Source organism: Corallococcus sp. AB011P, assembly GCF_003611605.1.
GTDB classification, from domain to species: domain Bacteria; phylum Myxococcota; class Myxococcia; order Myxococcales; family Myxococcaceae; genus Corallococcus; species Corallococcus coralloides.
In genome coordinates, this window is record NZ_RAVX01000006.1 from 316,625 (window position 1) to 341,433 (window position 24,809).

Annotated in this window: 22 protein-coding genes; 13 read left to right on the plus strand and 9 right to left on the minus strand. The window is 68.7% G+C overall.

What is annotated here, in order from left to right; translation table 11 throughout:
* Positions 1-38 precede the first annotated feature (38 nt).
* The 5 genes from D7X30_RS19440 to D7X30_RS19460 all read right to left on the minus strand — a co-directional run bounded on the left by D7X30_RS19440 (position 39) and on the right by D7X30_RS19460 (position 3,956).
* Positions 39-629, minus strand: a complete 591-nt coding sequence (locus tag D7X30_RS19440; RefSeq protein ID WP_120564421.1) for a DUF4291 domain-containing protein — start codon at positions 627-629, stop codon at positions 39-41.
* Complete coding sequence (locus tag D7X30_RS19445) at positions 626-1,102, minus strand: EVE domain-containing protein (RefSeq protein WP_120564422.1); 477 nt, start codon at positions 1,100-1,102, stop codon at positions 626-628. Before D7X30_RS19445 ends, D7X30_RS19440 begins: the two co-directional genes overlap by 4 nt.
* A 16-nt stretch (positions 1,103-1,118) precedes the next feature.
* Positions 1,119-2,024, minus strand: a complete 906-nt coding sequence (locus D7X30_RS19450; protein ID WP_120564423.1) for a hypothetical protein — start codon at positions 2,022-2,024, stop codon at positions 1,119-1,121.
* Positions 2,025-2,047: 23 nt separating this feature from the next.
* Positions 2,048-2,899 (minus strand): hypothetical protein, encoded by an 852-nt coding sequence (locus D7X30_RS19455; protein WP_120564424.1) that lies wholly within the window; start codon positions 2,897-2,899, stop codon positions 2,048-2,050.
* Between the two features lie 67 nt (positions 2,900-2,966).
* On the minus strand, positions 2,967-3,956 hold the full coding sequence (locus D7X30_RS19460; protein ID WP_158619299.1) for a WD40 repeat domain-containing protein: 990 nt from the start codon (positions 3,954-3,956) through the stop codon (positions 2,967-2,969).
* 27 nt (positions 3,957-3,983) lie between these two features.
* Between D7X30_RS19460 and D7X30_RS19465 the strand changes: the two genes are divergently transcribed.
* Positions 3,984-4,805 carry a tetratricopeptide repeat protein gene (locus D7X30_RS19465; protein ID WP_233591662.1) on the plus strand — a complete coding sequence of 274 codons (822 nt, stop codon included), beginning with the start codon at positions 3,984-3,986 and terminating at the stop codon, positions 4,803-4,805.
* A 43-nt stretch (positions 4,806-4,848) separates the two neighbouring features.
* Here the strand turns inward: D7X30_RS19465 and D7X30_RS19470 are convergent, their stop codons facing one another.
* Positions 4,849-5,223, minus strand: coding sequence for a DUSAM domain-containing protein (locus D7X30_RS19470; protein WP_120564426.1), 375 nt, complete (start codon positions 5,221-5,223; stop codon positions 4,849-4,851).
* A 448-nt stretch (positions 5,224-5,671) separates the two neighbouring features.
* Positions 5,672-7,705 carry an amylo-alpha-1,6-glucosidase gene (locus D7X30_RS19480; protein ID WP_120564428.1) on the minus strand — a complete coding sequence of 678 codons (2,034 nt, stop codon included), beginning with the start codon at positions 7,703-7,705 and terminating at the stop codon, positions 5,672-5,674.
* A 315-nt stretch (positions 7,706-8,020) separates the two neighbouring features.
* Between D7X30_RS19480 and D7X30_RS19485 the strand changes: the two genes are divergently transcribed.
* Positions 8,021-9,577 (plus strand): phosphatidylserine/phosphatidylglycerophosphate/cardiolipin synthase family protein, encoded by a 1,557-nt coding sequence (locus D7X30_RS19485; protein WP_120564429.1) that lies wholly within the window; start codon positions 8,021-8,023, stop codon positions 9,575-9,577.
* A 141-nt stretch (positions 9,578-9,718) separates the two neighbouring features.
* Here D7X30_RS19485 and D7X30_RS19490 read toward each other — a convergent pair whose 3' ends face one another.
* Positions 9,719-9,910: a hypothetical protein gene (locus D7X30_RS19490; protein ID WP_120564430.1), complete on the minus strand. Its 192-nt coding sequence runs from the start codon at positions 9,908-9,910 to the stop codon at positions 9,719-9,721.
* A 405-nt stretch (positions 9,911-10,315) separates the two neighbouring features.
* Between D7X30_RS19490 and D7X30_RS19495 the strand changes: the two genes are divergently transcribed.
* The 10 genes from D7X30_RS19495 (at position 10,316) to D7X30_RS19540 (ending at position 21,602) form a co-directional block, all read left to right on the plus strand.
* Entirely contained in the window at positions 10,316-10,885 is a 570-nt protein-coding gene (locus tag D7X30_RS19495; RefSeq protein ID WP_120564431.1) for a polysaccharide biosynthesis/export family protein, read from the plus strand.
* 80 nt (positions 10,886-10,965) lie between these two features.
* Complete coding sequence (locus D7X30_RS19500; protein ID WP_233591671.1) at positions 10,966-12,114, plus strand: hypothetical protein; 1,149 nt, start codon at positions 10,966-10,968, stop codon at positions 12,112-12,114.
* 36 nt (positions 12,115-12,150) lie between these two features.
* Complete coding sequence (locus D7X30_RS19505; protein ID WP_120564506.1) at positions 12,151-13,560, plus strand: Wzz/FepE/Etk N-terminal domain-containing protein; 1,410 nt, start codon at positions 12,151-12,153, stop codon at positions 13,558-13,560.
* Positions 13,561-13,596: 36 nt separating this feature from the next.
* Positions 13,597-14,334 (plus strand): CpsD/CapB family tyrosine-protein kinase, encoded by a 738-nt coding sequence (locus D7X30_RS19510; protein ID WP_120564433.1) that lies wholly within the window; start codon positions 13,597-13,599, stop codon positions 14,332-14,334.
* Between the two features lie 110 nt (positions 14,335-14,444).
* Complete coding sequence (exoE, locus tag D7X30_RS19515) at positions 14,445-15,812, plus strand: polyisoprenyl-phosphate hexose-1-phosphate transferase ExoE (protein WP_120564434.1); 1,368 nt, start codon at positions 14,445-14,447, stop codon at positions 15,810-15,812.
* A gap of 110 nt (positions 15,813-15,922) precedes the next feature.
* Positions 15,923-17,005 (plus strand): gluconeogenesis factor YvcK family protein, encoded by a 1,083-nt coding sequence (gene yvcK / locus D7X30_RS19520; protein ID WP_120564435.1) that lies wholly within the window; start codon positions 15,923-15,925, stop codon positions 17,003-17,005.
* Between the two features lie 36 nt (positions 17,006-17,041).
* Positions 17,042-18,160: a GNAT family N-acetyltransferase gene (locus D7X30_RS19525; RefSeq protein ID WP_120564436.1), complete on the plus strand. Its 1,119-nt coding sequence runs from the start codon at positions 17,042-17,044 to the stop codon at positions 18,158-18,160.
* Positions 18,148-19,326 (plus strand): DegT/DnrJ/EryC1/StrS family aminotransferase, encoded by a 1,179-nt coding sequence (locus D7X30_RS19530; RefSeq protein WP_199724435.1) that lies wholly within the window; start codon positions 18,148-18,150, stop codon positions 19,324-19,326. Before D7X30_RS19525 ends, D7X30_RS19530 begins: the two co-directional genes overlap by 13 nt.
* A gap of 80 nt (positions 19,327-19,406) precedes the next feature.
* Positions 19,407-20,603, plus strand: coding sequence for a GNAT family N-acetyltransferase (locus tag D7X30_RS19535; RefSeq protein WP_120564438.1), 1,197 nt, complete (start codon positions 19,407-19,409; stop codon positions 20,601-20,603).
* A gap of 36 nt (positions 20,604-20,639) precedes the next feature.
* Complete coding sequence (locus D7X30_RS19540) at positions 20,640-21,602, plus strand: D-2-hydroxyacid dehydrogenase family protein (protein ID WP_120564439.1); 963 nt, start codon at positions 20,640-20,642, stop codon at positions 21,600-21,602.
* A gap of 41 nt (positions 21,603-21,643) precedes the next feature.
* Here D7X30_RS19540 and D7X30_RS19545 read toward each other — a convergent pair whose 3' ends face one another.
* The gene (locus D7X30_RS19545) at positions 21,644-22,888 is read right to left on the minus strand and encodes an O-antigen ligase (protein WP_120564440.1); all 1,245 of its coding nucleotides are present in this window, start codon (positions 22,886-22,888) and stop codon (positions 21,644-21,646) included.
* Positions 22,889-23,345: 457 nt separating this feature from the next.
* Here D7X30_RS19545 and D7X30_RS19550 point away from each other — a divergent pair, with 457 nt between their 5' ends.
* Positions 23,346-24,659, plus strand: a complete 1,314-nt coding sequence (locus tag D7X30_RS19550; RefSeq protein ID WP_158619300.1) for a nitrous oxide reductase family maturation protein NosD — start codon at positions 23,346-23,348, stop codon at positions 24,657-24,659.
* Positions 24,660-24,809 lie beyond the last annotated feature (150 nt).

The following is a 24,809-nucleotide window of genomic DNA, read 5'->3' on the forward strand; positions in this document are numbered from 1 at the left end:
CCGGAACATAACAACTCGCGTCGAAGGCGCGGGGGCCTTCACATCCCCAGGCGCCGGGCGAGGTCCGGAGGGACCGGGTAGACGGACTCCTTCGGCAGGTGGCGCGTGGCCTGATCCGCGCGGCCGTCGTCCAGGTGCTTGCGCAGCTTCTGGACCAGGGGCGTGAGGTCGGTGATGGACACGGTCCAGTCGTCCACGAAGCGCTGGATGACGGCGCGGCTGAGGCCCACCTGGATGCTGTCGTGGGGAAGGCCCGCGCCGCGCAACGTTCGCTCCGGGTCCCACTGGATGTGGACGGGCGCGGTGTCGAAGGCCTTGCGCCACGCGTCCGGTGAGCCGTGGGCCTTCGGCTCGAAGCCGGTGAGGACGCCGGAGGACAGCGCCTCTTCCCAGCCGGAGCGTTTGATGCGCACCGCGAGCGTGCGCTCCTGGCCGCTCTTCCGGCCCCAGTTGGAGCGGTGCATGAGCCACAGGAAGCTGGGTTTGATCCACGTCATCCGGCCCACGGAGAACGGCGGGCCGAACTTCTGCTGCTTCACGGCCACGTCCGCGATGGCGTCCGAGTAGGCCTGATACACGACGATGGAGGCTCGGTCGAAGTCGGCACGGACTTCGCGGGCTGCGCTCATGGGTTTGCTCTGGATTTGGCCTTCGGCTTGGGTTTGGCCAAAGCGGTCTTGGGGAGCTTCGTCTTGCCCATCTTGAGGACGAGCTCGAAGTGCTCCACGGGGGTGGGCGTCACGCTGAGGCGGCTGCGGGTGATGAGCGGGAAGTCCTTGAGCGCGGGCGTGGCCTTGATGGTGGCCAGCGTCACCGGCGTGGTGAAGGCGACCACGGGGCCCACGTCCACGGAGGCCCAGTCCTCGCCGGGGGCGGTAGGGTCGGGGCCCGGCTTGGAGAGGACGCACGCCACGCCGACGACGGCCTTGTCCTCATTGGAGTGGTAGTAGAGGCACAGGTCCCCGGGCGTCATGGCCCGGATGTTGTTGCGCGCCTCGAAGCTGCGCACGCCCGTCCACTCCGTCCTGCCGTCCTCCTCCAGCTTCGCGTACGCGTAGACGGAGGGCTCGCTCTTGATCAACCAGTACCGCGGAGTCGCCATGGCGGCGCACCCTAGCTCAGGGGGGCGGTTCGCGCGCCAGCGCCGCGCCCTGTTGCTTGAAGAGCTCGAAGACCCGCTCCTCGTCCATCGCCGCGACTTCACGCCGTGTGGGATCCGCTTCCGTGTAGCCCACACGCCGGGCCGCGTCGTCGAGTCCCGGGAAGCGTTTCCGCGCCTCGGCCCAGAGGGTCCGGTCGTCTTGGGCCATGGAGCAGGGAAGGGGGATCAGGATGCTGGCGCTCAGCCCCGGGGAGAGTGCATCCGGCAGCTCGCTGAAGGAGAGGGCCGCTCCCGGAGGAAGCCGCATGGGGAGCTCCGTCCGGGTGAACACCTCCACCACGGGCAGGGTCCGGATGACGACGCCGTCCAGCGGTGTCCGAGTGGCGCGTGAGGGCTGGCCGTAGGTCAGGGCCGACATGTCGATCTGCACGGGGCAAAGGTCCGGATGGACGGACAGCATGAAAGCATCGCCCTCGCGGATATCGACCTGGAAGTCGCGGGAGCTGTCGACGGTCGAGTCCTTCAGGAAGACCGCATGTCGGCCGCTGGGGACCGGAAACGCGAGGTGATGGTCGACGTGGAGCACCGGCGCCACCGGCTGGTCATCCACGCGCAGGACGATGTCGCGGTCAGGTTGTGGACCCGTGGCCACGACGTGGAGGAGCCCACCCTTGGGAGCGGGAGGGCCATCGCTGTCGCTGATCGCAAACAGCCCCCAAAGCACCAGCGCCGCCGCGAGAAGCCCCAGAGCCACCTTCGCGTAGCCCGGCGAGCCAGAGGGGTCGGCGGGCTCCGGTGGGCCGTGTCCGGTCGTGGGCGCGGTGAGGAAGGAGAACATCCACCACACCAGGAGGACCACGACCAGGATGGCCAGGACCTCCAATGCGTTGCCGTTGATGATGTACCGGATGAGCCTGAGCATGGTTCCTCCTGGATTGCCCTGGCTCAGGGCGGCGTTTCGCGCGCCTGGGCCGGTTTGGCGTCCGTGTAGCCCGCACGCCAGGCCCAGACCTGAACGATGGGGATGCTCGTGCGCACGGCGTCCCAGGCGCTCGGGTCGTCCTGGGCCTGGGGGCAGGGGATGGGCGTCAGCAGGCTGGGGCTCGGTCCTTCAGGGCGGGTGCCGGGCAGCTCCGCGACGTCGAGGAATGCGTTCGGGGGGATGCGGACTGGCGTCAGGGTCTCCGTGAAGCGTGCCAGCACGGGAAGCGCGACCTCGTCCTTCCGCAAGGGTTGGCCGTACTTCAAGGTCGCCATGTCGACCTGCACGATGCACAGGTCCGGGCTGGTGGAGAGCATGAAGGCTTCGCCTTCGCGGACATCGACCTGCAACCGACGGCCGCTGCCGCCGACCGCTGGGTCGTAGATCCCGACGCGATGGGCGCCGCTGGGAATTCGATACGTGAGATGCCGATCGACGCGATGGAGTGGATCCAGCTGTTGGTCATCCACGAACACGAGGAGATTGTTGCCCACGACATGGATGAAGCCGCCCTTGTCGCGGGTCAGGTAGAGGACGCCGCCGACCACCGCCACCGCCGCGAGGATTCCCAGCTCGCGCTTCGTGATCCACTGCGTCTTCAGCGCCTCTTCCGCGGGCGGCGGGGGCGGGGCTTCGTACGCACCGAGCAGGGTGTCGCTCGTCGGCGGGGGACCCTGGGTGAGCCGGAAGTATGCCCACCTTCCGGCGAGCGCCACCGTCGCGAAGACCCCGGCCCCCACGGTGTTCCCCGCGCGAAGCAGCAAGACAGTCGTGACGAAGACGAACCAGAGGAAATTGTTACGACGGAAGTCCATGGCTTCCCCCCCGAAGTGGCCTTCCCGCCACTTCAGGGTGTTTCATGGCACGTCTGGTTTTGGAGCGTCAAGAACCGGGGTCCACAGCCCACAGACCCACGGTCCCGTCACCCTGGGCACAGGCGATGAAGTGGCCATCGGGTGAGAAGACCGCGTCACCTGTAGTGAGCTCACTGTCGTCCGAGTGGCTGAACAGCACCTCACCGGTATCGAAGTGGTAGAGCGCGAAGCCATGGGTGTCACTGGAGGAGACCATCAACTCCCCATCCGGGCTGAAGTCGAGGTTGCTCACGTAATGACGGTCGTCGTTGAACGTCCTCAGGACGCGACGCTCATACACATCCATCACCACGGCCTCGTGGACGCATCTCGCGACGAGCAGCGGTCGCGTAGGATGGAATGCAACGCCCGCCGCGAACTGAAATCCCAGGGGATGAACCCAGGGATGGGAACTCGCCTTCAGATCCCAGAGGTAGAGAGCCGCCTGGTCATGACCGTAATACGTCACGATCACCGCCGCGAAGCGTGAGTCACGGGAGAATGCACACGCCTTGACCTGGACGTGCCACTCAACGCCTAGCAGATCACGAACCCATTTCCAGGCCGCCACGTCCCAGATGAGGGCCTCGCCACGTTCCAGGATGGCCAGCAGCATGCCGTCCCGAGACATGGCCAGGCCGGTGGCGGGCGCGGAGAGGGTTGCCTCACGCCAGAGCGAGCCGTCCGTCGTGGAGAAGGCCATGAGCCGAGGCCGCCAGGTGACAGCGGCCTCCGCGACCGGCGGACCCGCGGTCACGATGTGATTCGAGCCGTGGAAGAGGGCCTCGATGGGCTCCATCTTCAGCTCCACCGAGCCGCTGGCGACGTCCGTTGCCGTGTCCAGGTTCCACCACCGCAGGCGGGAGTCGGCTTTCGTGAGCAGCCGGATGCCTGAGGGGTCGAAGCAAAGCCTCTCCCAGTGGACGGAGTCGAGCTGGGAACCCAGCTGCCGCACACGCTTCAGGCCGGGCGCATTCGCAGCGGTGATGACCGCACGGGTCAGGTCTGTCAGGCTCATGTCGTGTAGGCCGGAATGGAAACGCGCGTGCGAAGGAAGACTCCACCCGTCAGGTCCCTGGCGGACGTGGCGATGGGCAGGGCATGGACGATCGAGGAGACGCGGCCTGACGACCGAAAGGCCCTCTTCGAGGCGTACCTCGCGGCGGCGCGGCTCGGGAAGATGGAGGCCATGACGAACGTGGGACTCCATTTCCTCTACGGGGATGGCGTCCGGCGTGATCCGAAGCGCTCCCTGATGTGGACGGAGAAGGCAGCCGCGCTGGGGGACGATGTCGCGGCCTTCAACCTGGGGCTTGCGTATTACTTTGGAAGAGGGGTCCGGAAGAACAAAGGACTCGCGGAGGCATGGTATCGCCTCGCCGCCGCCCGGGGATTCGCGGTCGCCGAGGGAAACCTGGTGGATATCCTGTTCGCGAGCCCCGAAGCCCATCAGCTGAAGGAGGCGGTCCGGATCTACCGGAAGTACGCACGACAGGGAGACCCGGTTGCCACATACAACCTGGGCCTTGCGTATGAGCAGGGAAAGGGTGTCCGCAAGAGCCTGAAGAGAGCCAACGCGTATTACGAAACGTCCGCGAAGGGCGGTTACGCCGATGCCCAGCTGGCCTTGGGCTACAACTATTCCAATGGCGTGGGTCTTCCTACTGATGCCATGCGTGCCTTTGGTTGGTTTCGACTGGCGGCGAAGCAGGGGAGTGCCAAAGCATCCTTCAACCTGGGGCTGATGTTCGCGAACGGCGAGGGAGTGCCCGTGTCCAAGGCGCGAGCCCGGCGTCACTTTCGTGAAGCCGCGAACCTGGGACATGTGAGGGCCGCCAGATGGCTGCGGAAGCTCGAGAAGGCTTGATCAGCCCACGTTGGTCCTGCTGAACAGTGCCGCGCCCTCGCTGTCACGGCTCGTCGGCCATGTCGTCAAGCTGCCCCTGTGCCGTCTCACGGTAGAAGGGCACGACTTCGACCGCGAGCACATCGCGCATTTCCTGGCGCGCGCCCTCCCAGTCGCCCAAGTCCTGGAGCCGGTGCATCCGATAGAGGGCGTCCACGAGTCGGTTGGAGCCGTCGGTGATGCGGCGGGTACACTCGCGGAGGAGCGCAAGGGCTCCGGCGTCCGTCTGGAGTGCCGCAGCGGCGTCGGAGACGGCCACTTCATCGGCGGTCTGGAGCAGGAGCGCGCGCACGTCATCGGTGACGACGAGTGGCGCGCCCTCACGGAGTACTCGCCGCGACAGGTTTCGGATCTCGTCCCAATTGGGGTGGATGGACATCTAGCGCCTCCTCTTCGGACCGCACATGTCGATGGGCCATTCGTGCTGGCCTTCGCACCGCCGCAAGCAGGCGGTGCAGTCGCCGCGATACCGGCCGTCTGCGCACTCGTTCCAGGTTCGGAGGCACCTGTTCTTCCAGTCGGGAAGGCGCGGGTCGTCAACGTACTCGTTTGCGTTCGCGCTGGAGTGCGTGCCCGTGGCGCCGACGGCAGCGGCCATGAGGGCGGCGGCCTCCGCGGCGGTGAGCCCGCATGCTTCCGGGAGGCCTGGGTGCCGCTGGATGCAGTCGGTTTCGGTGTCCATGGCGACGGTGGCGCATCCCAGGCTCAAGGCCGCGAGGATGGGGGCGAGGCGACGCCGCCAGTGGGCGGTTCTCAGGACTGTCATGGCGCGTGGACCCTACAGCATGTCCTGCGCCTTCCATCAGGCGAGCACTCCTTGTGAACGCTCAACCCACGTTGGTCTTGCTGAATACCCGCAGTGCCTCCGCGACACTCCAGGCCTGGGCGAAGCAGCCGCGTGGACGGTAGGGCTCCGTCGCGTCGAAGATCTCCGAAATCTGCCCGATGCCCGCGTGTGACAGGTGGTCCTCCATTCCAGCCAGCAGGGCTCTTGCTGCCTTGATGTCTGGGGACACCTTCAACGTCGCGTCCACGTAGTGGCCAATGAGCCAGCCCCACACCGTGCCCTGGTGATAGGCCGCGTCGCGGGCCCGCAGGTCTCCGTCGTACTTCGGTTTGTAGTCCTTGCTCCCCGGCGCCAGGCTACGCAGCCCCACAGGCGTCACCAGCTCGCGACGCACCACCTCCAGCACCTTCGCCCACTTGTCTCTCTTGAGAACCGGATGCTTGAGCGAGATGGCGAAGACCTGGTTCGGCCTCACGCTCGCGTCCTCGCGGCCGTCCTCTCCGTCCACCACGTCGTAGAGACACCCGCCCGCTTCGTTCCAGAAGCGCTGGTTGAAGCTGCCCTGCGCCTTCTCCGCCGCGGCCCGGTACGGCCCTGATTCCAGCCCCAGCCGCTCCGCCCAGCCCGCCATCAGGCGCAGGGCGTTGAACCACAGCGCGTTGATCTCCACCGCCTTGCCCCGGCGCGGCGTCACCACCCAGCCCTCCACCTTCGCGTCCATCCAGGTGAGCTGGTAGCCCTCCTGTCCCTGGCGCAGGAGCCCGTCCGCCGGGTCCACGCCGATGTGGAAACGCGTGCCCTTCTGGTGGTGCGCCACGATGTCCTGCAGCGTCGGGAATAGGTCCCGCAACAGCGCTTCGTCTCCCGTCTCCTCCAGGTAGCGGTCCACCGCGTGGAAGAACCAGAGCGTCGCGTCCGCCGTGTGGTAGACGCCCTCGTTCTCTCCGTCCGGGAAGTAGTTCGGAATCAGCCCGTCCCGCACGTAGTGCTCGAACGTGCGCAGGATGGCCGCCGCCTCGCGGTATCGCCCCGTGGCCAGCGTCAGCCCGTCCAGGCTGATCATCGTGTCCCGGCCCCAGTCCGTGAACCACGGGTAGCCCGCGATGACGCTCCTCGCATCCAGGCCCATCGACCGCGCCCACGCGGCGTCCGCGGGCCTTGGCGGATCGATGATGAACTGGTCCGCCGCCAACACCAGCCGGGCTGGGACTCCCGTGCGTCCATGCTCCGGGGCTCGCTCCAACAGGCGCTCCTGCCGTCCCATCTCCCGCTCGAACACCTCCTTGGGATTCCGCTCCAGCAGGTGCCCCGGCGCCTGCGTCGTGAGTCCGAAGTAGAGCGAGCCCCCGGGCTTCAGCATCGCCGTGAAATAGCCCGGCGAGTGCTGCGCCTCCGTGACGTCGTAGCCGCGCGCCTTCTCCGTCCTCAGGTGCTGGGGCCTGGACGTCTCCGCCAGGCTCACGTACGGCGTGGGTCCGTCCGAATACAGCCGCATCCGCTGAAGCGGACCGTCCTCTCCGTTGCGCAGCTCCACCAGCGGACCACGCAGCGTGACGATGGCCTCTCCCACGTCCTTCAACAGCGGCCCGTCATGCGGACGCAGCACTGGAAACGGCCGCAGGTGCAGGGTCACCTCCGGACCGGACAGGTGCTCCCATACAAGGAACACCGTGTCCTCGCCGTGCACCATCACGCAGCGGCGCCTCAGCCTCGCTCGCCCCACCGCGTACTCCCAGACGGGAATCAGCCCCTCCAGGTGGAAGTGCCGCAGGTGCCTCGCGCCGTCCTCCACCGCGCTGCCGTCGTCGTGCTCCTCGGACGTGAGCCGGTAGCGCTCCCCGTCCACCAGCGCCGTCTCCTCCAACCTGGCCATCAGCACCGTGCGGCCCAGCTTCTCCAACGTGGGGATGAACAGGCCGTGGTAGCGGCGCGTGTTGCAGCCCACCACCGTGCCGGAGGCGTAGCCTCCACGGCCGTTGGTCAGGAGCCACTCGTGGTGCACGCCGTTGCTGAAGTCGGCTCCGTCCGGAAAGTCGAAGGACAGGCGGGGCAGGGCAGGGGCTGGTTCGTTCACGCCTTCGTCTCCTCCTCGCCCGTCCCCCCTGGGCGGAGACGCGCGGGAAAGGGTAGGAAGCAGGAATCCGTCGGACATCGTCCCGGGGCCGCATCACGCCATCGCCCTCGCGGAGAGGTTGCTCATGCATGCCCGCGCCACACAGCGCATCCCCCGGCCCCCGGGCTCGAGGGGAGGACAGCCGGGCAGCCAGGCCCTCGACGCCAGCTCGAGCGCTCCGGAGTCCCTTCACGCGAAACCCTTGCGACCGTCCCAAGAGGACCGCACCTCACCCAGAGCCTTCGGGCGCGCCCCGCTTTCCCGAGGAGACACGCCGTGGCCATCGTGAAGTCATCGGGCATCAGCGGCCGGCAGCACAATCTGGCCGAACAGGTCTTCTCCCGCGCCGCGGGCGCGCCGCTCGTGCCGGGCAACGACGTGCGCCTCCTGCGCGACGCTCGCGAGAACTACCCCGCGTGGCTGCGCGCCATCCAGCAGGCCCAGCGCTCCATCCTCTTCGAGAACTACATCATTGAAGACGATGACGTGGGCCGCGGCTTCGCGGACGCGCTGGCCGCCCGCGCTCGCGACGGCGTGCAGGTCCGCGTCCTCTATGACTGGCTGGGCTGCCAGGGCCCCGCGTCCCGCCGCTACTGGCGCTTCCTGCGCGACGCGGGCGTGGAGGTTCGCTCGTTCAATCCCTTCCAGTTCGACCGGCCCCTGGCGTGGCTGGGCCGCAACCACCGCAAGACACTCACCGTGGACGGCGAGATGGGCTTCGTCTCCGGCCTGTGTGTGAGCCACAAGTGGGTGGGCGACGCGGAGAAGGGCGTGGCCCCGTGGCGCGACACCGGCCTGGAGATTCGCGGCCCCGCCGTGGCGGACCTGGTGCGTGCCTTCGCCCAGGGGTGGAGCACCGTGGGCCCTCCGCTGGACGAGGAGGGCTGCCTGTCCGCTCGCGCCTCCCTGCCCATGGGCGACGTGTCCCTGCGCGTGGTGGCCGGCGTGCCCTGGAGCGCGGGCCTCTTCCGCGTGGACCAGCTCATCGCGTCGCTCGCGCGCAAGCGGCTGTGGCTCACCGACGCGTACTTCGTGGGCACCGCCACCTATGTCCAGGCGCTCCGGGCCGCGTCGCGCGACGGCGTGGACGTGCGGCTGCTCGTGCCCGGCAGCAGCGACATCCCCGCGCTGCGCCCGCTCACCCAGGCCGGCTACCGCCCCCTGCTGGAGGCCGGCATCCGCGTCTATGAATGGAATGGCACCATGCTCCACGCCAAGACGGCGGTGGCGGATGGCACCTGGGCGCGCGTCGGTTCGTCCAACCTCAACCCCGCCAGCTGGCTGGGTAACTCCGAGATCGACGTCGCCGTGGAGGACGCCCCCTTCGCCCGGTGCATGGAGGACATGTACCTCCAGGATCTGGAGAACGCGACGGAGGTGGTGCTCAGCGGAAGGGAGCGGCGCCTGAAGGCCGCGCCTGCGCTGCCTCGCGCGCAGCGGCGGGCTGCCGGCCGGCGGGGCAGCATGAGCCGCGCGGCCGCGGGCGCGGTGCGCCTGGGCAACACCGTGGGCGCCGCCGTCACCAACCACCGCGAACTGGGCCGCACCGAATCCAAGGTCGTCTTCGGCGCGGGCGTGGTGCCGCTGGCCCTGGCGGGCGTGGCGCTCTACTGGCCCCACGTCGTGGCCGTGCCGGCGGCGCTCGTGGGCGCGTGGGCCGGCGTTGCCCTGTGGAGCCGGGCCCTGCGCCTGCGCCGCCAGGAAGCGCAGGGCACCGAAGAGCAGCCGCTGCCGGAGCAGGAGGTGCCTGCGCGCCCCTCCATCCCGGAGCCGCGCGCGCTGCCGGAGGCGCACGCCTCCCAAGCTCCGGAAGCCGAGCCTCGCCAGCCTTGAAGTGAAGGGGAGGGCAGGGCCCGGATACGACAAGGGCCCACGGGCCGGCAGCGGGAGGAAGCGCCTGGCTTCCCACTTCGCTGATCCGGCCCGAAGGCCCTGTGCTTCCTACAGCGCTTCAGACTTCGCTGGCGTGTGGCGCTACGCCTGCTTCGCGACGCCCGTGGGCTCCGCCACCTTGCTGCTCAAGAGCGAGCTGCCGCCGTACAGGGCCAGGCCGACCATTCCCAGCACGCCTGCTTCGACGCCGTTGCCCAGCGAGGCCCCCATCAGCCCCACGATGCTGGTTCCGAGCATGAAGACCACCCCCACCGCCCCTGCCACCTTGCCCATCCGCTGTCCCCCTCTGGACTGAATTGGACCCTGAACCCTACTGCTGTCCGACGCCCAATCCCTTATCAAGACCCGTGCCAGGGCCTTGGCACGGGCGCCCCAGAGGGGGCCCAAAAGGGCGTGGAAGGGATGGGGCTCACGTTGGGCAATCCTCTTCCACCCCGGGGAAGAGATCGGCAGAAAGCACAGGGGCGAACACCGGGGTAGGACCGGAATTTTTCCCGGATGCGCCCATGTGCGCCTGATGTGGCACGCCGTAACCCACTGCATTCCAAGGGTTTTCCCTCTCCCCATGCGCTGGCACACGCGCTGCTAGGAGCCATCGCCAGAAGCGAGCCACCCGGCCCTTCAGGGCGTGTGAACGGTGGCTCGCGCGGAACATCAGTGAACGAAGGAGAGCGGAAGATGGGAATGCGGCGCACGGGGTTCTGGACGGTGATGGGGATGCTCCTCCTGTCGGGTTGTGCTCACCAGCAGACGCTGAAGGTCGACAACGCGGATCAGCCGTACCGCATCGGCCGCGAGGACGTGCTCGACGTGAGCGTCTGGCGCGATTCGGAGCTGTCGCGCACGGTGCCGGTGCGTCCCGACGGCTTCATCTCCATCCCGATGGTGGGGGAGATCCAGGCCGCGGGCATGACGCCCACGGAGCTGGCGGAGGCGCTCAAGTCGGGCCTGTCGCCGTACGTGCAGGAGCCGCGCGTGACGGTCATCGTCCGCGAGGTCAACAGCAGCCGCGTCTTCGTCACGGGCGAGGTGGCCCACCCGGGCGCCTACCCGCTGCGCGGCCGCGTGTCCCTCTTGCAGGCCATCGCGCTGGCCGGCGGCTTCACGGACTTCGCCAACTCCGACGGCATCGTCGTCATCCGCACGGATGGCAAGGGCGGGCAGATTCCGGTGCGCTACAGCGACCTGGTCTCCCCCAACGGCGAGAGCGTCATCCTGCGGCCGGGTGACACCGTCGTCGTCCCGTGAAGCGGGACGGGCGAGCGGACATCAAAGACAGACATCAGGAAGCAGCGAACGTGGGCGTGGGTCAGGACGGGAGGGCGGCGGTGAGGGGCAACTGGAAGCGGGCAGTGATTGCAGGCTGTCTCATCGCCGCGCCGGCCGCGCAGGCGGCCACCATCCTGGAGCCGCGGCTCCGCCTCACGGCGGAGGAGCGCTTCGACAACGACATCCGTCTGGGGGGAACCGGCACCAACGGGCAGTTCATGACGAAGCTGTCCCCGCGGCTGGGCCTGGACGTGAAGAACGAGCAGCTGACGCTCGAGTCCTTCTACGCCACGGACCTCCTGGCCCGGCACGGCTCCGGGAAGACGACGGTGGACCACCGCGCGGGCATTGGCTACCGGGACGTGCTGTCCCGGCGGCTGCGGCTGGACGCCAGCGCGCGGGTGTTCCGCGTCGCCGACCCCACGTCGCTGCCGCGTGACGGCCTGGCGCGCTCCACGGCGCCCACCTTCTATGCACAGACGAAGGTGGGGCTCACGGGGCGCGTGACGGAGCGCTTCGACGTGCGCGGCAACTACATGTTCGAGGCGACGCGCATCATCGAGCCGGGACGGGTGGCGGGCTACGCGCACTCCCCATCCGTGGAGCTGTGGTACCGCACCACGCGCCGGCTGTCCCTGGGCGCCGAGTACCGCTACCAGGGCTTCCTGTATGACCGGGACTACAGCCAGGCGCACGGCGCTTCCGCGGCCCTGCGCTACCGGCTGACGCGGCCCACCACGCTCACCCTCCGGGGCGGGCCGGTGCGCTACCTGCCTTCGGACGCGGCGCGCGGCGGGTGGCTGCCCCGCGTGGCGCTGGAGCTGGTGCGCGAGGGCGAGCGCAGCGACTTCGGCTTCGCCGTGGGCCACGACCTGGTGGGCGCGAGCGGTTTCTCCGGCGCGGTGTGGGCGGACTACGCGTCGGTGATGGGGGCGCACCGTTTCACCCAGAAGCTGTCGGCCTTCGGGGCGGCCAGCTTCTTCCGGAACGGCACGGCGCCCGGTGAGTACTACACGCAGTGGCGCAACACGACGAACGTGTCGCAGGGCTATGCGGTGGGTGGAGGCGTCGAGTACCGGCTGAGCCGGAAGCTCGCGCTGCAGGGCGCGTTCGACCGCATCGCGCAGGTGGGTGCGGCGGATGTCGCTGGGGCGGGGGACCTGACACGCAACGTGTTCGCCCTCCGTCTGGTTCTGACAGCTTGGTAGGCAACTTTCGAGATGACGAGGATGGAGGAGCGGATCATGGAGCGTGGGATGACGGCGGACCAGTTGCTTTCGGCGCTGTGGCGCCGCAAGGCCCTGGTGGGGGCGATCGCTGCAGCAATCTTCGTGTTGGGTGCGGCCATCGTGATGACGCGGCCGAGCGTCTATGAAGCGTCCGTGGTGGTGCGTGTGGAGCCGCAGCGCCCTGGCGAGGAGATGGTCCAGCGCACGGTGAGCGAGCTCATCGAGCAGCGGCTCGTCACCGTCCGCCAGGAGCTGCTGGCGCGGCCGGTGCTCCAGAAGGCCATCGAGGAGATGAACCTCTACCCGGAGCTGGTGTCGGACCGGGGCATCGAGGCGGCGGTGGAGCAGATGCGCAAGGACCTCACCGTGCGCGTCGAGGGTGAGACGGCCTTCGAGCTCACCTACGCGGGCCGCGACCCGCAGGTGGTGGCGCAGGTGGCCAACCGGCTGCCGGCCATCTTCTCCGAGGAGACGCTGAAGATCCGCCAGACGCAGGCGGCTCGCGCCACCGACCTCTTCACCGAGGAGATGGTCGCCATGGGCAAGGCCGTGTCCTCCTGGGAGACGAAGATCTCCAAGTTCAAGGTGGACCACCTGGGTGAGCTGCCCGAGCAGATGGAGATGAACATGCGCGGCCTGGAGCGCATCAGCGCCCAGCTGCAGACGAAGTCCGAGGAGCTGCGCAGCGCCGAGGCGCGCCGCTCCGACCTGGCCCGCGCCCGCAACGCCGCGGACAGCGAGGCCGGCCGCCTGGAAGCCACGGAGAGCGGCCTGTCCCGCACCCTCACGCAGGCCAAGACGCAGTGGACGCCGGACCACCCGGAAGTGAAGCGGATGGAGCGTGAGCTGGGTGACATCAGCGCCCAGCGCAAGGACGCGGAAGGCCGCATGTTCGCCGAGCGCAACGAGCGCACCCGCGTGGCCACGCTCATCACCAACGTGCAGAAGGACATCGTGGACCTCCAGAAGCAGGCCGAGGCGTACCAGGCGCGGCTGAACAACACCCCGCGCTGGGCCCAGGAGCTGGCGGTCATGAACCGGGACTACGAAATCGCCCGCACCAAGTACCAGAGCGTGGTGAGCCGCAAGGTGGAGGCGGAGATCGCCCAGGAGCTGGAGGCCAAGAGCGCCAAGAGCCTGTTCAACGTCATCTCGCCCGCCGGTGTGCCTTCCTCGCCGGCTCGCCCGGACCGCATGACGGGCCTGCTCATCGCCGCCCTGGTGGCCCTGGCGCTGGGTGTCCTCACCGGCACCGTCCTGGAGATGCGCGACGACAGCCTGCGCGATGGCACCGAGGTCCGTGAGCGCATCACGCTCCCTGTCCTGGCGGTGGTCCCGAACATGCAAGGCAAGACGGAGAAGCGGATCTTGATGCCGATGGCTGGGAGCAAGAACAGCGTCTCCTCGCCTACTTCCCTGAACTAATTGCCGACCCCATACGGAAAGGATTGGAGAACACAGATGGATTCGACGATGGAGCGGGCCGGTAACTTCCTCCCCCGCGTGGATGAGAGCGCGGCTTCCTCGAACGCGGTGGACCGCCGGGTGGTGACGCTCACGGCCCCTGCTTCCGCGGCCGCCGAGCAGTACCGCACCCTGTACTACCGCCTGGAGCGGATGCGCGAGCAGCGTCCGATGAAGGTGGTGGCGCTCACCTCCGCGATGCCCGGCGAGGGCAAGACGGTGACGAGCGTGAACCTGGCCCTGGCCGCCGCCCGGGCGAACCCGGAGCGCCGCATCCTGCTGGTGGACGCGGACCTGCGCCGGGGGCAGGTGGCCCCCACGCTGGGCATGCGCAACAAGGTGGGCCTGGCGGAGCTGCTGGCCGGTGAGTGTGACGTGCGCGACGTGGTGCGCCGCTTCAACTCCACGCGGCTGGCGGTCATCCCCGCCGGCTCCACGCCGGAGGAGAGCACCCAGGTGCTGGCCTCTGCCCGCATGAAGCAGTTCCTCAAGGCGGTGCGTGAGGGCTTCGACGAGGTGTACGTGGACCTGCCGCCCACGCTGCCGTTCGCGGACGCGGCCATCCTGGGCCACCAGATGGACGGCGTGCTGATGGTCATCCGCGCCAACGTCACCCCCTCCAAGGTGGTGAACCAGGCGGTGGAGCAGCTGGCGGGCGCGGCGCTGGTGGGCTGCGTGCTGAACGGGGCGGAAGTGAACGCGACCCCGTACCTGAAGAACTACGTGAAGAAGTAGCAGTCGGTTGTCGAGTGGGAGTGATTCGTGGCCCGACCCGCTCTTCGCACCGATGAGGTGCGATGGGCGGGGGGCCTGGAGCGGCGGCGGGTTGGGGTTGGAGGAGTCACGTGCTTCGCGTTTTCCACCATTATTTTTCAGCCAAGAAACTGACGTTCTTCCTCGCCGAGTCCTCGGCGATCGCGCTGGCCTGTGTCGCGGGTGCCGCGGCCTGCGCGGCCCTCTTCGCGCCCCTGGGTTCCCAGCCCCCGTTCGCCACGATGTGGCCGACGCTGGTGGGGCTGGGCCTGGCCTTCGTCGTCACCTTCCAGTTCACGCTGTACCTGTTGGACCTGTATGACTTGCGCATCGCGGCCGAGGACCGGACGCGCGGCTACCGCTTCCTCAAGGCCGCGGGTGTCACCGCGATGGTGGCGGGCGGGGTGATGCTGCTGCTGCCGCTGGCCCTGCCGGTGGTGCTGCCCCCGGGGACGCTCCTGGGCGGCGCGATGGGCGCCCTGGCCGGCACCCTGGTGGTGCGCGTCTCCATCCGGGCGCTGGTGGGTGAACCCGACGCGGTGCTCGTCGTGGGTGATGGCCTCAAGGCCCGCGCGGTGGCCAGCGCCATTGAAGACGGCGGCGAGGGTTCCTTCCGCGTGGTGGCCCTGGTGGACCCGCGCAAGGTGGAGGAGCCGCTGGACGCGATGGCGGCGCGCCTCAACGCCTCCTACGTGGTGCAGGCCGCGGACGACATGCGCGGCGCCAACTGGGTGGATTCGCTGCTGCGCTGCCGGCTGGACGGGCGGCGGGTGTACGACGCGGCGGGCTTCTGCGAGCGCGTGCTGCGCCGCATCCCGGTGCAGTTCCTGCGCGCCAGCGACTTCGCCTTCGCGGATGAGATGACGGTGTCGCCCCTGCGCCGGGCCTTCAAGCGGGTGTTCGACGTGGCGGTGGCGTCGCTGCTCCTCCTGATGGCTTCGCCCTTCCTGATCCTGGTGGCGCTGGCCATCAAGCTGGACTCCAAGGGCCCCGTCTTCTACCGGCAGGACCGCGTGGGCCTGGGCGGCAGGGCGTATCCGCTCTGGAAGTTCCGCAGCATGCGCACCGACGCGGAGAAGAACGGCGCGGTGTGGGCGCGCTCCAACGACGACCGCGTCACCCGGGTGGGCAAGTTCATCCGCAAGACGCGCATCGACGAGATTCCGCAGGTGTTCAACGTGCTGCTGGGCCACATGAGCTTCGTGGGGCCTCGTCCGGAACGCCCGGTGTTCACCGAGCAGCTCAAGCAGCAGATTCCGTTCTACGGCGTGCGTGAAGCGGTGAAGCCGGGCATCACGGGGTGGGCGCAGATCCGCTACCCCTACGGCGCTTCGGTGGAGGATGCGCGCAACAAGCTGGAGTTCGACCTGTACTACGTGAAGAACGGGTCGCTGTTCCTGGACGTCGGCATCATCTTCCATACGGTCCGGCACGTGCTGTTGGGGCGGGGTGCTCGGTAGCCAGGTTCAGTAGTAGGCGTTGATGACCATCCGCGGCCTCCGGTTGTCGGGGGAGGCCGGGATGCCAAGGGTGGGTAGCCATGGATTGGGATGGGCGAGGGGGTCGGAACATGGTGGGCATGGACGTGGACGCACCGTTCTCAGAGCAGTGGAGCCAGGACGACGCGCGCAACAAGCAGCAGGGCGTGGAGCGCAACGAGCTGCTGCAGGCGCCGAAGAACCGTCCCACGCGCATCGTCGCGATGGGCGGCGGTACGGGCCTGCCCATGGTGCTCAAGGGGCTGGCCCGCCGAGCGGCCCCCAAGGGCGGCCAGCCAGGCGTGGACATCACCGCGGTCGTGGCGATGAGCGACGACGGCGGCAGCTCCGGCCGCCTGCGCCGCCAGCACGGCGCGCTGCCTCCGGGTGACATCCGCAACTGCCTGGTGGCGCTCGCGGGCGGCAAGAGCGCGCTGAAGGACGTGTTCCAGTACCGCTTCGGCGGCGCGAAGGGCCTCGCCGGCCACGCGGTGGGCAACCTGCTCATCGCCGCGCTCGCGGAGCTGAAGGGCGACTTCCTGGAGGCGGTGCGGCTGTCCGGGGAGCTGTTGGGCGCGAAGGGCCAGGTGCTGCCCAGCACGCTCGCGTCGGTGCAGCTCGTCGCGCAGATGCATGACGACACGGAGGTCGTGGGCGAGCGCAACATCTGCCGCGCCCAGGGCCGGGTGCGCCGCGTGTCGCTCAGCCCCCGTTCTCCGCCGCCGGTGGACGGCCTGCTGGAGGCCATCTATTCGGCGGACCTCATCGCCATCGGGCCGGGGTCGCTGTACTCGAGCGTGCTGCCCAACCTGCTGGTGGACGGCGTGGCCCAGGCGCTGAAGGAGACGCGCGCGCTGAAGGTCATGGTGGCCAACCTGATGACCCAGCCGGGTGAGACGGACGGCATGAACTGCCTGGACCACGTGCAGGCCGTCATCGACCACGTGGGGCCGGTGCTGGACGCGGTGCTCGTCAACGGCCGGGCGCCCTCGGATGAGTCCATCCAGCGCTATGCGCGCAAGGGCTCCTTCATGGTCACGGCGGAGACGCGGGAGCTCTTGTCCTCCGGCGTGATTCCGGTGCAGGCGGACCTCCTCAAGGAAGGTTCCAAGATCCGACACGACAGCCGCAAGGTCGCTGCCTGCCTGCTGAAGATGGCGCGCAGCGGGTTGTAGGCCGCGCCGCCCATCACCACCTTGGGGCCCTCTCACATGGAAGCCATTCAACTTTCGGCCGCCTCCCAGGTCGTGGAAGTCAACGACCGGGCGGTCTTCATGTCCCTGGAAGCCGAGTGGAACCAGCTCGTGGAGACGACCTCCCACGAGCTGTTCTACCGGCACGAGTTCCTGCGGCTGTGGCTGGACAACTTCGCCGCCGGGGCACGCATGCGCGTGCTGCTCTTGCGCAGTGAGGATGGAACGCTCACCGCCGCGCTGCCGCTGGTGGAGGAGCGCACGTCGATGTACGGCGTGCCCGTCCGTCAGCTCACCTCCGCTGCCAACGCGCACTCCTGCCGCTTCGACATGCTGGCGCGGGAGCCGGATGCCGCGGCCCAGGCCTTCCTCGCGCACCTGCGCGCGACGGGCGGCTGGGACGTGCTGCGGCTGACGGACGTGCCGGACGGTGGCGCGGGCTTCCGCCTGCTGGAGGCCGCGAAGCAGGGCGGTCTGCCGGTGGGCGAGTGGGAGTCATTGCAGTCGCCCTATGTGCCGCTGCCCGCGAAGAAGGACGCGTACTTCGCGAAGCTGCCGTCCAAGTTCAAGGCCAACTGCCGCCGCCGGCGCCGCAAGCTGGAGGAGCGGGGCAAGGTCACCTTCGAGCGCGTCTCCGGCGGGTTGGATTTGGAGGGCACGCTGGAGGAGGGGCTGCTCCTGGAGCAGAGCGGCTGGAAGGGCGCGAATGGCACGGCCATGGCGCAGGACGCGAAGACGCGCGGCTTCTACACGGAGCTGGCGCGGGACTCGGCCTACCGCGACCGGCTGGCGCTGTACTTCCTGCGCGTGGACGGGCGCGCGGTGGCGTTCCAGTACGGCCTGGAGTTTGGCGGGCGCTACTTCCTGCTGAAGCCCGGCTACGACGAGTCCTTGAAGGAATGCAGCCCGGGGCAGCTCCTGATGGAGGAGGTGCTGGCGGACTGCCTGGACCGGGGGCTCACCGAGTTCGATTTCCTGGGGCCGGACATGGTGTGGAAGCGCGACTGGACGGATCAGGTCCGCCGGCACACCTGGCTCTACGTGTTCAACGACACCGCCTTCGGCCGGGCCCTGTGCGCGGCGAAGTTCCGGTGGGTACCGGCGGCGAAAGAGGTGGTGGCGCGATGGAAGAAGTGAAGACGACCGAGAAGATGTTCGTGCCGTCCCTGCCCACGCTGTGGCCGGGCATGCTGATGGCCCCGCCGCGTCCGGGGGCGCTGCCGCCGTTCTCGTCTCCCAACGCGCGGTACTTCTACTTCGCGCGCAACGCCGTCTGGCTGACCATCAAGATGCTGCGCCTGGATGGCGGCGAGGTGCTGATGCCCGCCTACCACCACGGCGTGGAGGTGGAGGCGGTGGTGGACGCGGGCGCCATTCCGCGCTTCTACCGCGTGGGCAGCCGCTGGGACGTGGACGTGGCGGACGTGGCGAAGCGGATTACTCCGAAGACGCGCGCGCTCTACCTCATCCACTACGCGGGCTTCCCGGGGCCGGTGGACGCCATGCGCAAGCTGGCGGACGAGCACGGCATCCCGCTGATTGAGGACTGCGCGCTGTCGCTCCTGTCGTCGGACGGCGCGACGCCGCTGGGCACCACGGGCGACGTGGGCATCTTCTGCCTCTACAAGACCCTTCCGGTACCCAATGGGGGTGCGCTGGTCGTCAACGGCAAGCGCGCGTACAGCCTGCCGGAGCCGCCAGCGCCGCCCTTGGCGTCCACCTTCAGCCACACCGTGTCCGCGCTGCTGCAGAACCTGGAGCTGCGCGGTGGGACGGTGGGCCGGGGGCTGCGCGGCCTGGTCCGTTCGGTGGGGCACGGCACGGTGAAGGCCGCGAGCATCGAGCGGGTGGCCACGGGCACGCAGCACTTCGACCGGAGGCACGTGGACCTGGGCATGAGCCCGCTGACGAAGCGGATTGCCCTGGCGCAGGACCTGGAGTCCATCGTCGAGGCACGCCGCCGCAACTACTTCCTCCTGCTGGGCCGGCTGCGCGACGTGTCGCCGCCGCTCTTCAACCAGCTGCCCGCGGGCGTCAGCCCCCTGTTCTACCCGATGGTGGTGCAGGACAAGGAGCTGCTGTTGGCGAAGCTGCGTGAGAAGGGCATCGACGCCATCGACTTCTGGAAGCGCTTCCATCCCGCGTGTGACCCGTCGGAGTTCCCGGAGGTCGCGCAGCTGCGGCGCACCATTCTGGAGATTCCCTGCCACCAGGACCTGTCGCCGGAGGTCATGGGGCAGGTGGCGGACGTGGTCCGGGAGGCGCTGAAGTCCGAGCGCCGGCCGAGCAAGCGCGCGTCGTGAGGGAACAGGAGCTGGCTCCCGGGTTGCAATGGTCCCCGGGGGCCGTGGCAGTGCTTCGGGAAAGGCATCAGGGTGACGCGGTGATCCGCGAAGACGAGTTGACGTCGGGGCCGAGGTTGACGCCGCGGCTGGACGTGGCGGCGGTGGGCAGTGCCTCGCGGCTGGCGGGGATGCGGGCGGAGTGGAACTCGCTGCTGGACGCGAGCACGGCCGGTCCGTTCAACGCATGGGAGTGGCTGTATCCGTGGTGCCGGCGCATCGCGCCCGACGTGCGGCCGCTGGTGCTGACGGCGCGCGACAGGCTGGGCACGCTGGTGGGCCTGTTGCCGCTGGGCCTGGAGCACCGCTGGGTGAACGGCGTGCCGGTGCGGCGCCTGGGCTTCCTGGGTGAGACGCACGTGGGCAGCGACTACCTGGACGTGGTGGCGCGCAAGGGCCGCGAGGCGGAGGTGTCCCGGGCGTTCTTCAACGTGCTCCAGGGGCTGCGCGACGAGTGGGACGTGCTGGATTTGACGGACCTGCGTGAGGGTTCGACGACGCTCGGCGTGGCGCGCGAGGTGTTTGGCGACGTGCGCGTGACGGAGCGCTACGTGTGCCCGTACGAGACGCTGGTGCCGGGCGAGCCGTTCGACGCGTTCCTCAAGCGCACGGGGCGCCGGGACAACTACCTGCGCCGGCGCAAGTGGCTGGAGAAGCAGGACGGCTACCGCATCGAGCGCACGGACGCGCCGGGCGCGCTTGCCGGGCCGATGACGGACTTCTTCCGGCTGCATGCGCTGCGCTGGTCCTCGGATGGCGGTTCGCAGGGCATCAAGGGCGCAGGGGTGGAGGCGTTCCACCGGGACGCGACGCAGTGGCTCGCGGAGCGGGGCCGGCTGCGGATGTACACGATGAAGGTGGGCGGCCAGGCGGTGGCGTCCGTGTACGGCATCCTGCATGGCCAGACGTTCGTGTACTTCCAGTCCGGCTATGACCCGGCGTGGCGCAACCGCAGCGTGGGCCTGGTGCTGGTGGGCGAGACGTTCAAGGACGCCATCGAGATGGGGCTGACGGAGTACGACTTCCTGCGAGGCACGGAGACGTACAAGTCCGACTGGGTGACGAAGCAACGCCAGACGGTGTCCCTGCGCGCGCACGGCGCGGGCTTCACGGGCACGTGGTTCACGCGTTCCGAGGAGTGGGCCCGCCAGACGCGCAACGCGGTGAAGGGCGTGCTGTCGGATGAGCTGGTGGAGAAGGTGCGCCGGTTCCGCCGGCGGAAGGCCGCGGTGAGTTGACGCTCGGGGGCGGCGCGGCGGATCCTGGCGGGTGCCATGGAGAAACTGCGCTGCGCCGTCTTGGATGACTATCAGGGTGTTTCCACGCGGCTCGCGGATTGGTCTTCCGTGAGCGGACAGGTCGAGGTGACGGTGTTCCGCGAGCACTTCTCCGGTGAGGAGGAGTTGGTCGCGGCGCTGTCTCCGTTCGACCTGCTCGTCGTCATGCGGGAGCGCACGCCGTTCCCGAAGGCGCTCCTTGAACGGCTGCCACGGCTGCGGCTGCTGGTGACGACGGGGATGCGGAATGCGTCCATCGACGTGGCCGCGGCCACCGCGCGCGGCGTGACGGTGTGCGGGACCGCGAGCGCGACCGAGCCTCCCGTGGAGCTGACCTGGGCGTTGATATTGGCGCTGGCGAGGAACGTGGTGGGGGAGAGCACCGCGTTCCGGCAGGGCGGCCCGTGGCAACACTCCGTGGGCGTGGATCTGCACGGGAGGCGGCTGGGGCTCCTGGGCCTGGGGAAGATTGGGAGCCGGGTGGCCCGCGTGGGTGCGGCGTTCGGGATGGACGTGGTCGCGTGGAGTCCGAACCTCACGGATGCGAGGGCCGCGGAGGTGGGCGTGACGCGGGCCGTGTCGAAGGAGTCGCTCCTGGAGACGAGCGACTTCGTGTCCATCCACCTGGTGCTGGGGGAGCGTTCGCGGGGGCTGGTGGGCCGCGCGGAGCTCGCGAGGATGCGGCCCACGGCGTATCTCATCAACACGTCGCGCGCGGCCATCGTGGATCAGACGGCGCTCGTTGAGGCGCTCCAGCAGGGTGTCATCGCGGGCGCGGCGGTGGATGTCTTTGAAACAGAGCCGGTGCCCGCGGACGACGTGCTGAGGACGCTGCCGAACCTGCTCGCGACGCCGCACCTGGGCTACGTGTCCCAGGGGAACTACACGACGTACTTCCGTGAAGCCGTGGAGGACATCCGCGCGTTCCTCAAGGGCGAGCCCATCCGAAGGCTGGGGTAGGGCTCAGGGAGGGTTTCTGGAAGTTCCAGTCCCCGCCGTACTCAAACACGACCCGGTACACCATTGCCCTGGCCCGCTGCACGTGCGGCGCGGGCCAGTCGGTCCGCGCAGGCCGCGAGCCCGAACAGCACGTAGAAGTGCACGGCCACCAGGAAGCCCGCGAAGAGACAGGACACCAGGTGGCCCACCACCGCCGCAGCGAGCGCCCGCACCAGCCAGCCGCGCTCCTTGTCTCGCGCAAGCGTCCACAACGGCCCCAGCGCCGCTCCGATGAAGGACAGGAAGATCGCCAGACCTATGAAGCCCAGGTCTGAGATGACCTGGAGGAAGACATTGTGCGCGGCGTACACCCGTGTCTGGCCCGGAGGGCCATATATCCGCCACGCATAGGGGAAGGTGCCCGCGCCCACGCCTAGCAGCGGGTGCTCCACGCTCACCCGGGAGGCCACCGTCCAGGCCCCCACGCGGCTCATCGCCGAGGCATCCTCCTCATAGGTGCCCACCGTGCGCGTGCGGTTCCAGAAGCTCTCCGGGGAGAGCAGCAGCATGGCCCCCGCCGCCACCAGCACCACCAGCGTGCGGGCCAGGTTCCGCTCCAGCAGCACCCACGTGCCCGCGGCGGCCACCAGCCCGAGGAAGCCGCCGCGCGAGTAGCTCAGCACCATGGCGGTGATGGCGAGCGCCGCCGCGAGGCCGCACGTCAGCCGTACCAGCAAGGTGCTCTGCTTTCGCACGAGGAAGGCCACCGCCAGGGGCACGATGATGCCCACGCTCATCGCCATCCGGTTGGGGTCCGCGTACACGCCCACCCAGCGCGAGCGGTAGCCCTCCACCAGGTCCACCCCCGCCTGGTGCCAGGCGATGACTCCGCGCGAGGTGAAGAGCGAGCCCAGGATGAGCGCGAGGCAGGCCCACAGCAGCCGCCGCTCCGTCGTCACCAGGTTCACCAGCGTCAGGTAGACGAGCACCCACTTGAGGAGCTCCACCGCGGTGAACTCCGTGGCGTCCAGGTACAGCGACCAGCTCAGCGAGGCGAACACCAGGCCACAGAAGGTGAGCAGCAGCAGCCCGCGATATCCGTCCACATGCCACAGCTTCTCCCGGCGGCCCACGCGCCCGATCAGCATCAGCCCGGTGGACAGCGCTGACAGCAACAGGGCCGGACGGAACTGGGCGAGCCCCGGAATCCACTCACCAGGGCTGATGTAGATGGCGGCCAGGAACGCGAGCAGGAATCCGAAGGACCAGCGACCCTGACTCCGCACTGCCTTGCTTCCCGTTCCCATCCCCGCACCTCCCCCTTGTGGAGCCAGCTCGCCGGCACCGCACGGCGAGCACCCTCACTTCCGGACGTGACTGCCCGAAAGGCGGTTCCTCCCCCGACACTCTTCATTGCCCGACGCGAGGCATGCCGGCGGACGGTCTCTCGTCACTCCCCCCGGGGCCTCTTGCTCGCGGCGGAATCATCCGCGCGGCCCTGCTGTCCCTACTCACTCAGTTTCCGCTTTCCAACAGGGTCCTCGCATGCGTCTCCGATTGACTACTCTCCTGCTGTCCACCTCGGTCCTGCTTGCCTCCGCTTGTGGCGGGGGTACTTCGTCTGGACCGCAAAGCCCCGCTGGTTCCGGGGACACGGCCTCTCCAGGCTACACTCCGACGGACGGGGCGCCGGGCGCTTCCCCGTCTCCCACGCCAGAAGCGTCCGAGACTCCAGAGCCGACCAGCTACGCGCATGAGTGGGTGGTGAGCCCCACGGGTGATGACGCGGCGGCCGGCACCGAGTCGGCTCCCGTGCGAACCCTCGCCAAGGCCCTCACCCTCGCCGGGCCGGGCGATCGCATCCGGGCGCTCGCCGGCACCTACGCCGAGCGGGTCCTCATCACCGGCAACGTCCGTGCCGGCACGGCCGAGGCGCCCATCACCCTCGAGGGCGTGGACACGCCGCACATCGTCCCGGGCTCCGCGCAGGGCGCGCTCGTCGTCGTGGAGCGGCCCCATTGGCGCATCAAGGGCTTCGACATCGACGTGCAGAACAAGCCCTCCTTCGCCGTGGCCTTCTCCGGTGACACCGAGGGCACCGTGCTCTCCAACTCGGAGGTCCACAACGCCCAGTACGGCGCCGGAATCAGTTTCCACAATGGTGCTCACGGGGCCACTCTCGAGAAGAACCACATCCACCACATCTCCATCCCGAACAAGGATGGTCACGGGGTGATGATCCAGCCCACGGCGCGCAACATCACCGTGCGCGACAATGTCATTCATGACAATTCAGGGGACTCCATTCAGTGCTACAGCACGGATGGCTCCGACCCCAGTGCACCCGCGGATGGATTGCTCATCGAAGGCAACGACCTGTACGGCAATATCGAGCAATCGATTGACATCAAGACCTGCTACAACGTCACCGTCCGCCACAACAAGATGCACAAGGCCCGCCGCCATCCGACGCTCGGAGGCAATGGCGCCATGGTGGTGCACCTGTCGGCCCGGGACGTCCTCATCGAGGAGAATGACTTCTATGACGCGGGTCTGGCCATCGGCGTGGGTGGCAACCGCTTCGGCCCGTACCCCTCGGGCATCGTCATCCGCCGCAATCGCATCCGGGACATGATCACCGAGGGCGGCATGACAGGCGGGGGCTTGCAGATGGCGGTCTCCACCGGGACCCAGGTGGTGAACAACACCTTCACCCGGTTGCAGGGTCCGGCGATCATCATGGGCAGCGGCGATGGCGGGCCCACCGAGAACATGGTGGTGAAGAACAACATCATCGACGCGGCCCAGGCGATGCAGGTGGGGAGCCAGTCGCCCGGGCTGACGACGGGCAACAATCTCTACCAGCCCGGAGCCACCTTCCTCAAGGCGGGCGCGGCCCTCAATCTCTCTCAATGGCAGGCGCAGGGCCAGGATGGCAACTCGCGTGAGGATGCGGCCCTGGTCGACCCGGATACCCTGTCGCCCGGGCCCGCCGCCGTCGACCGCGGCGAGCACCTGGACTTCGAGGCAACTTGTGGTGCGGGGCCGGACATTGGCGCGGTGGAGTCCGGCTGCTGATGCGCAGCCTTCATCCGTGGAACTTGCGAAGCGCCGGTCCTGAACTCATCTCAGGGAATGGGGAGTGGGCTGTTCGCTGACGGTGAGCGAGCAGGGGGAGCGAGGCCTCGGACCGGGGCCTCGCGCGCGCATTCCGTCCGGAAGGACGGG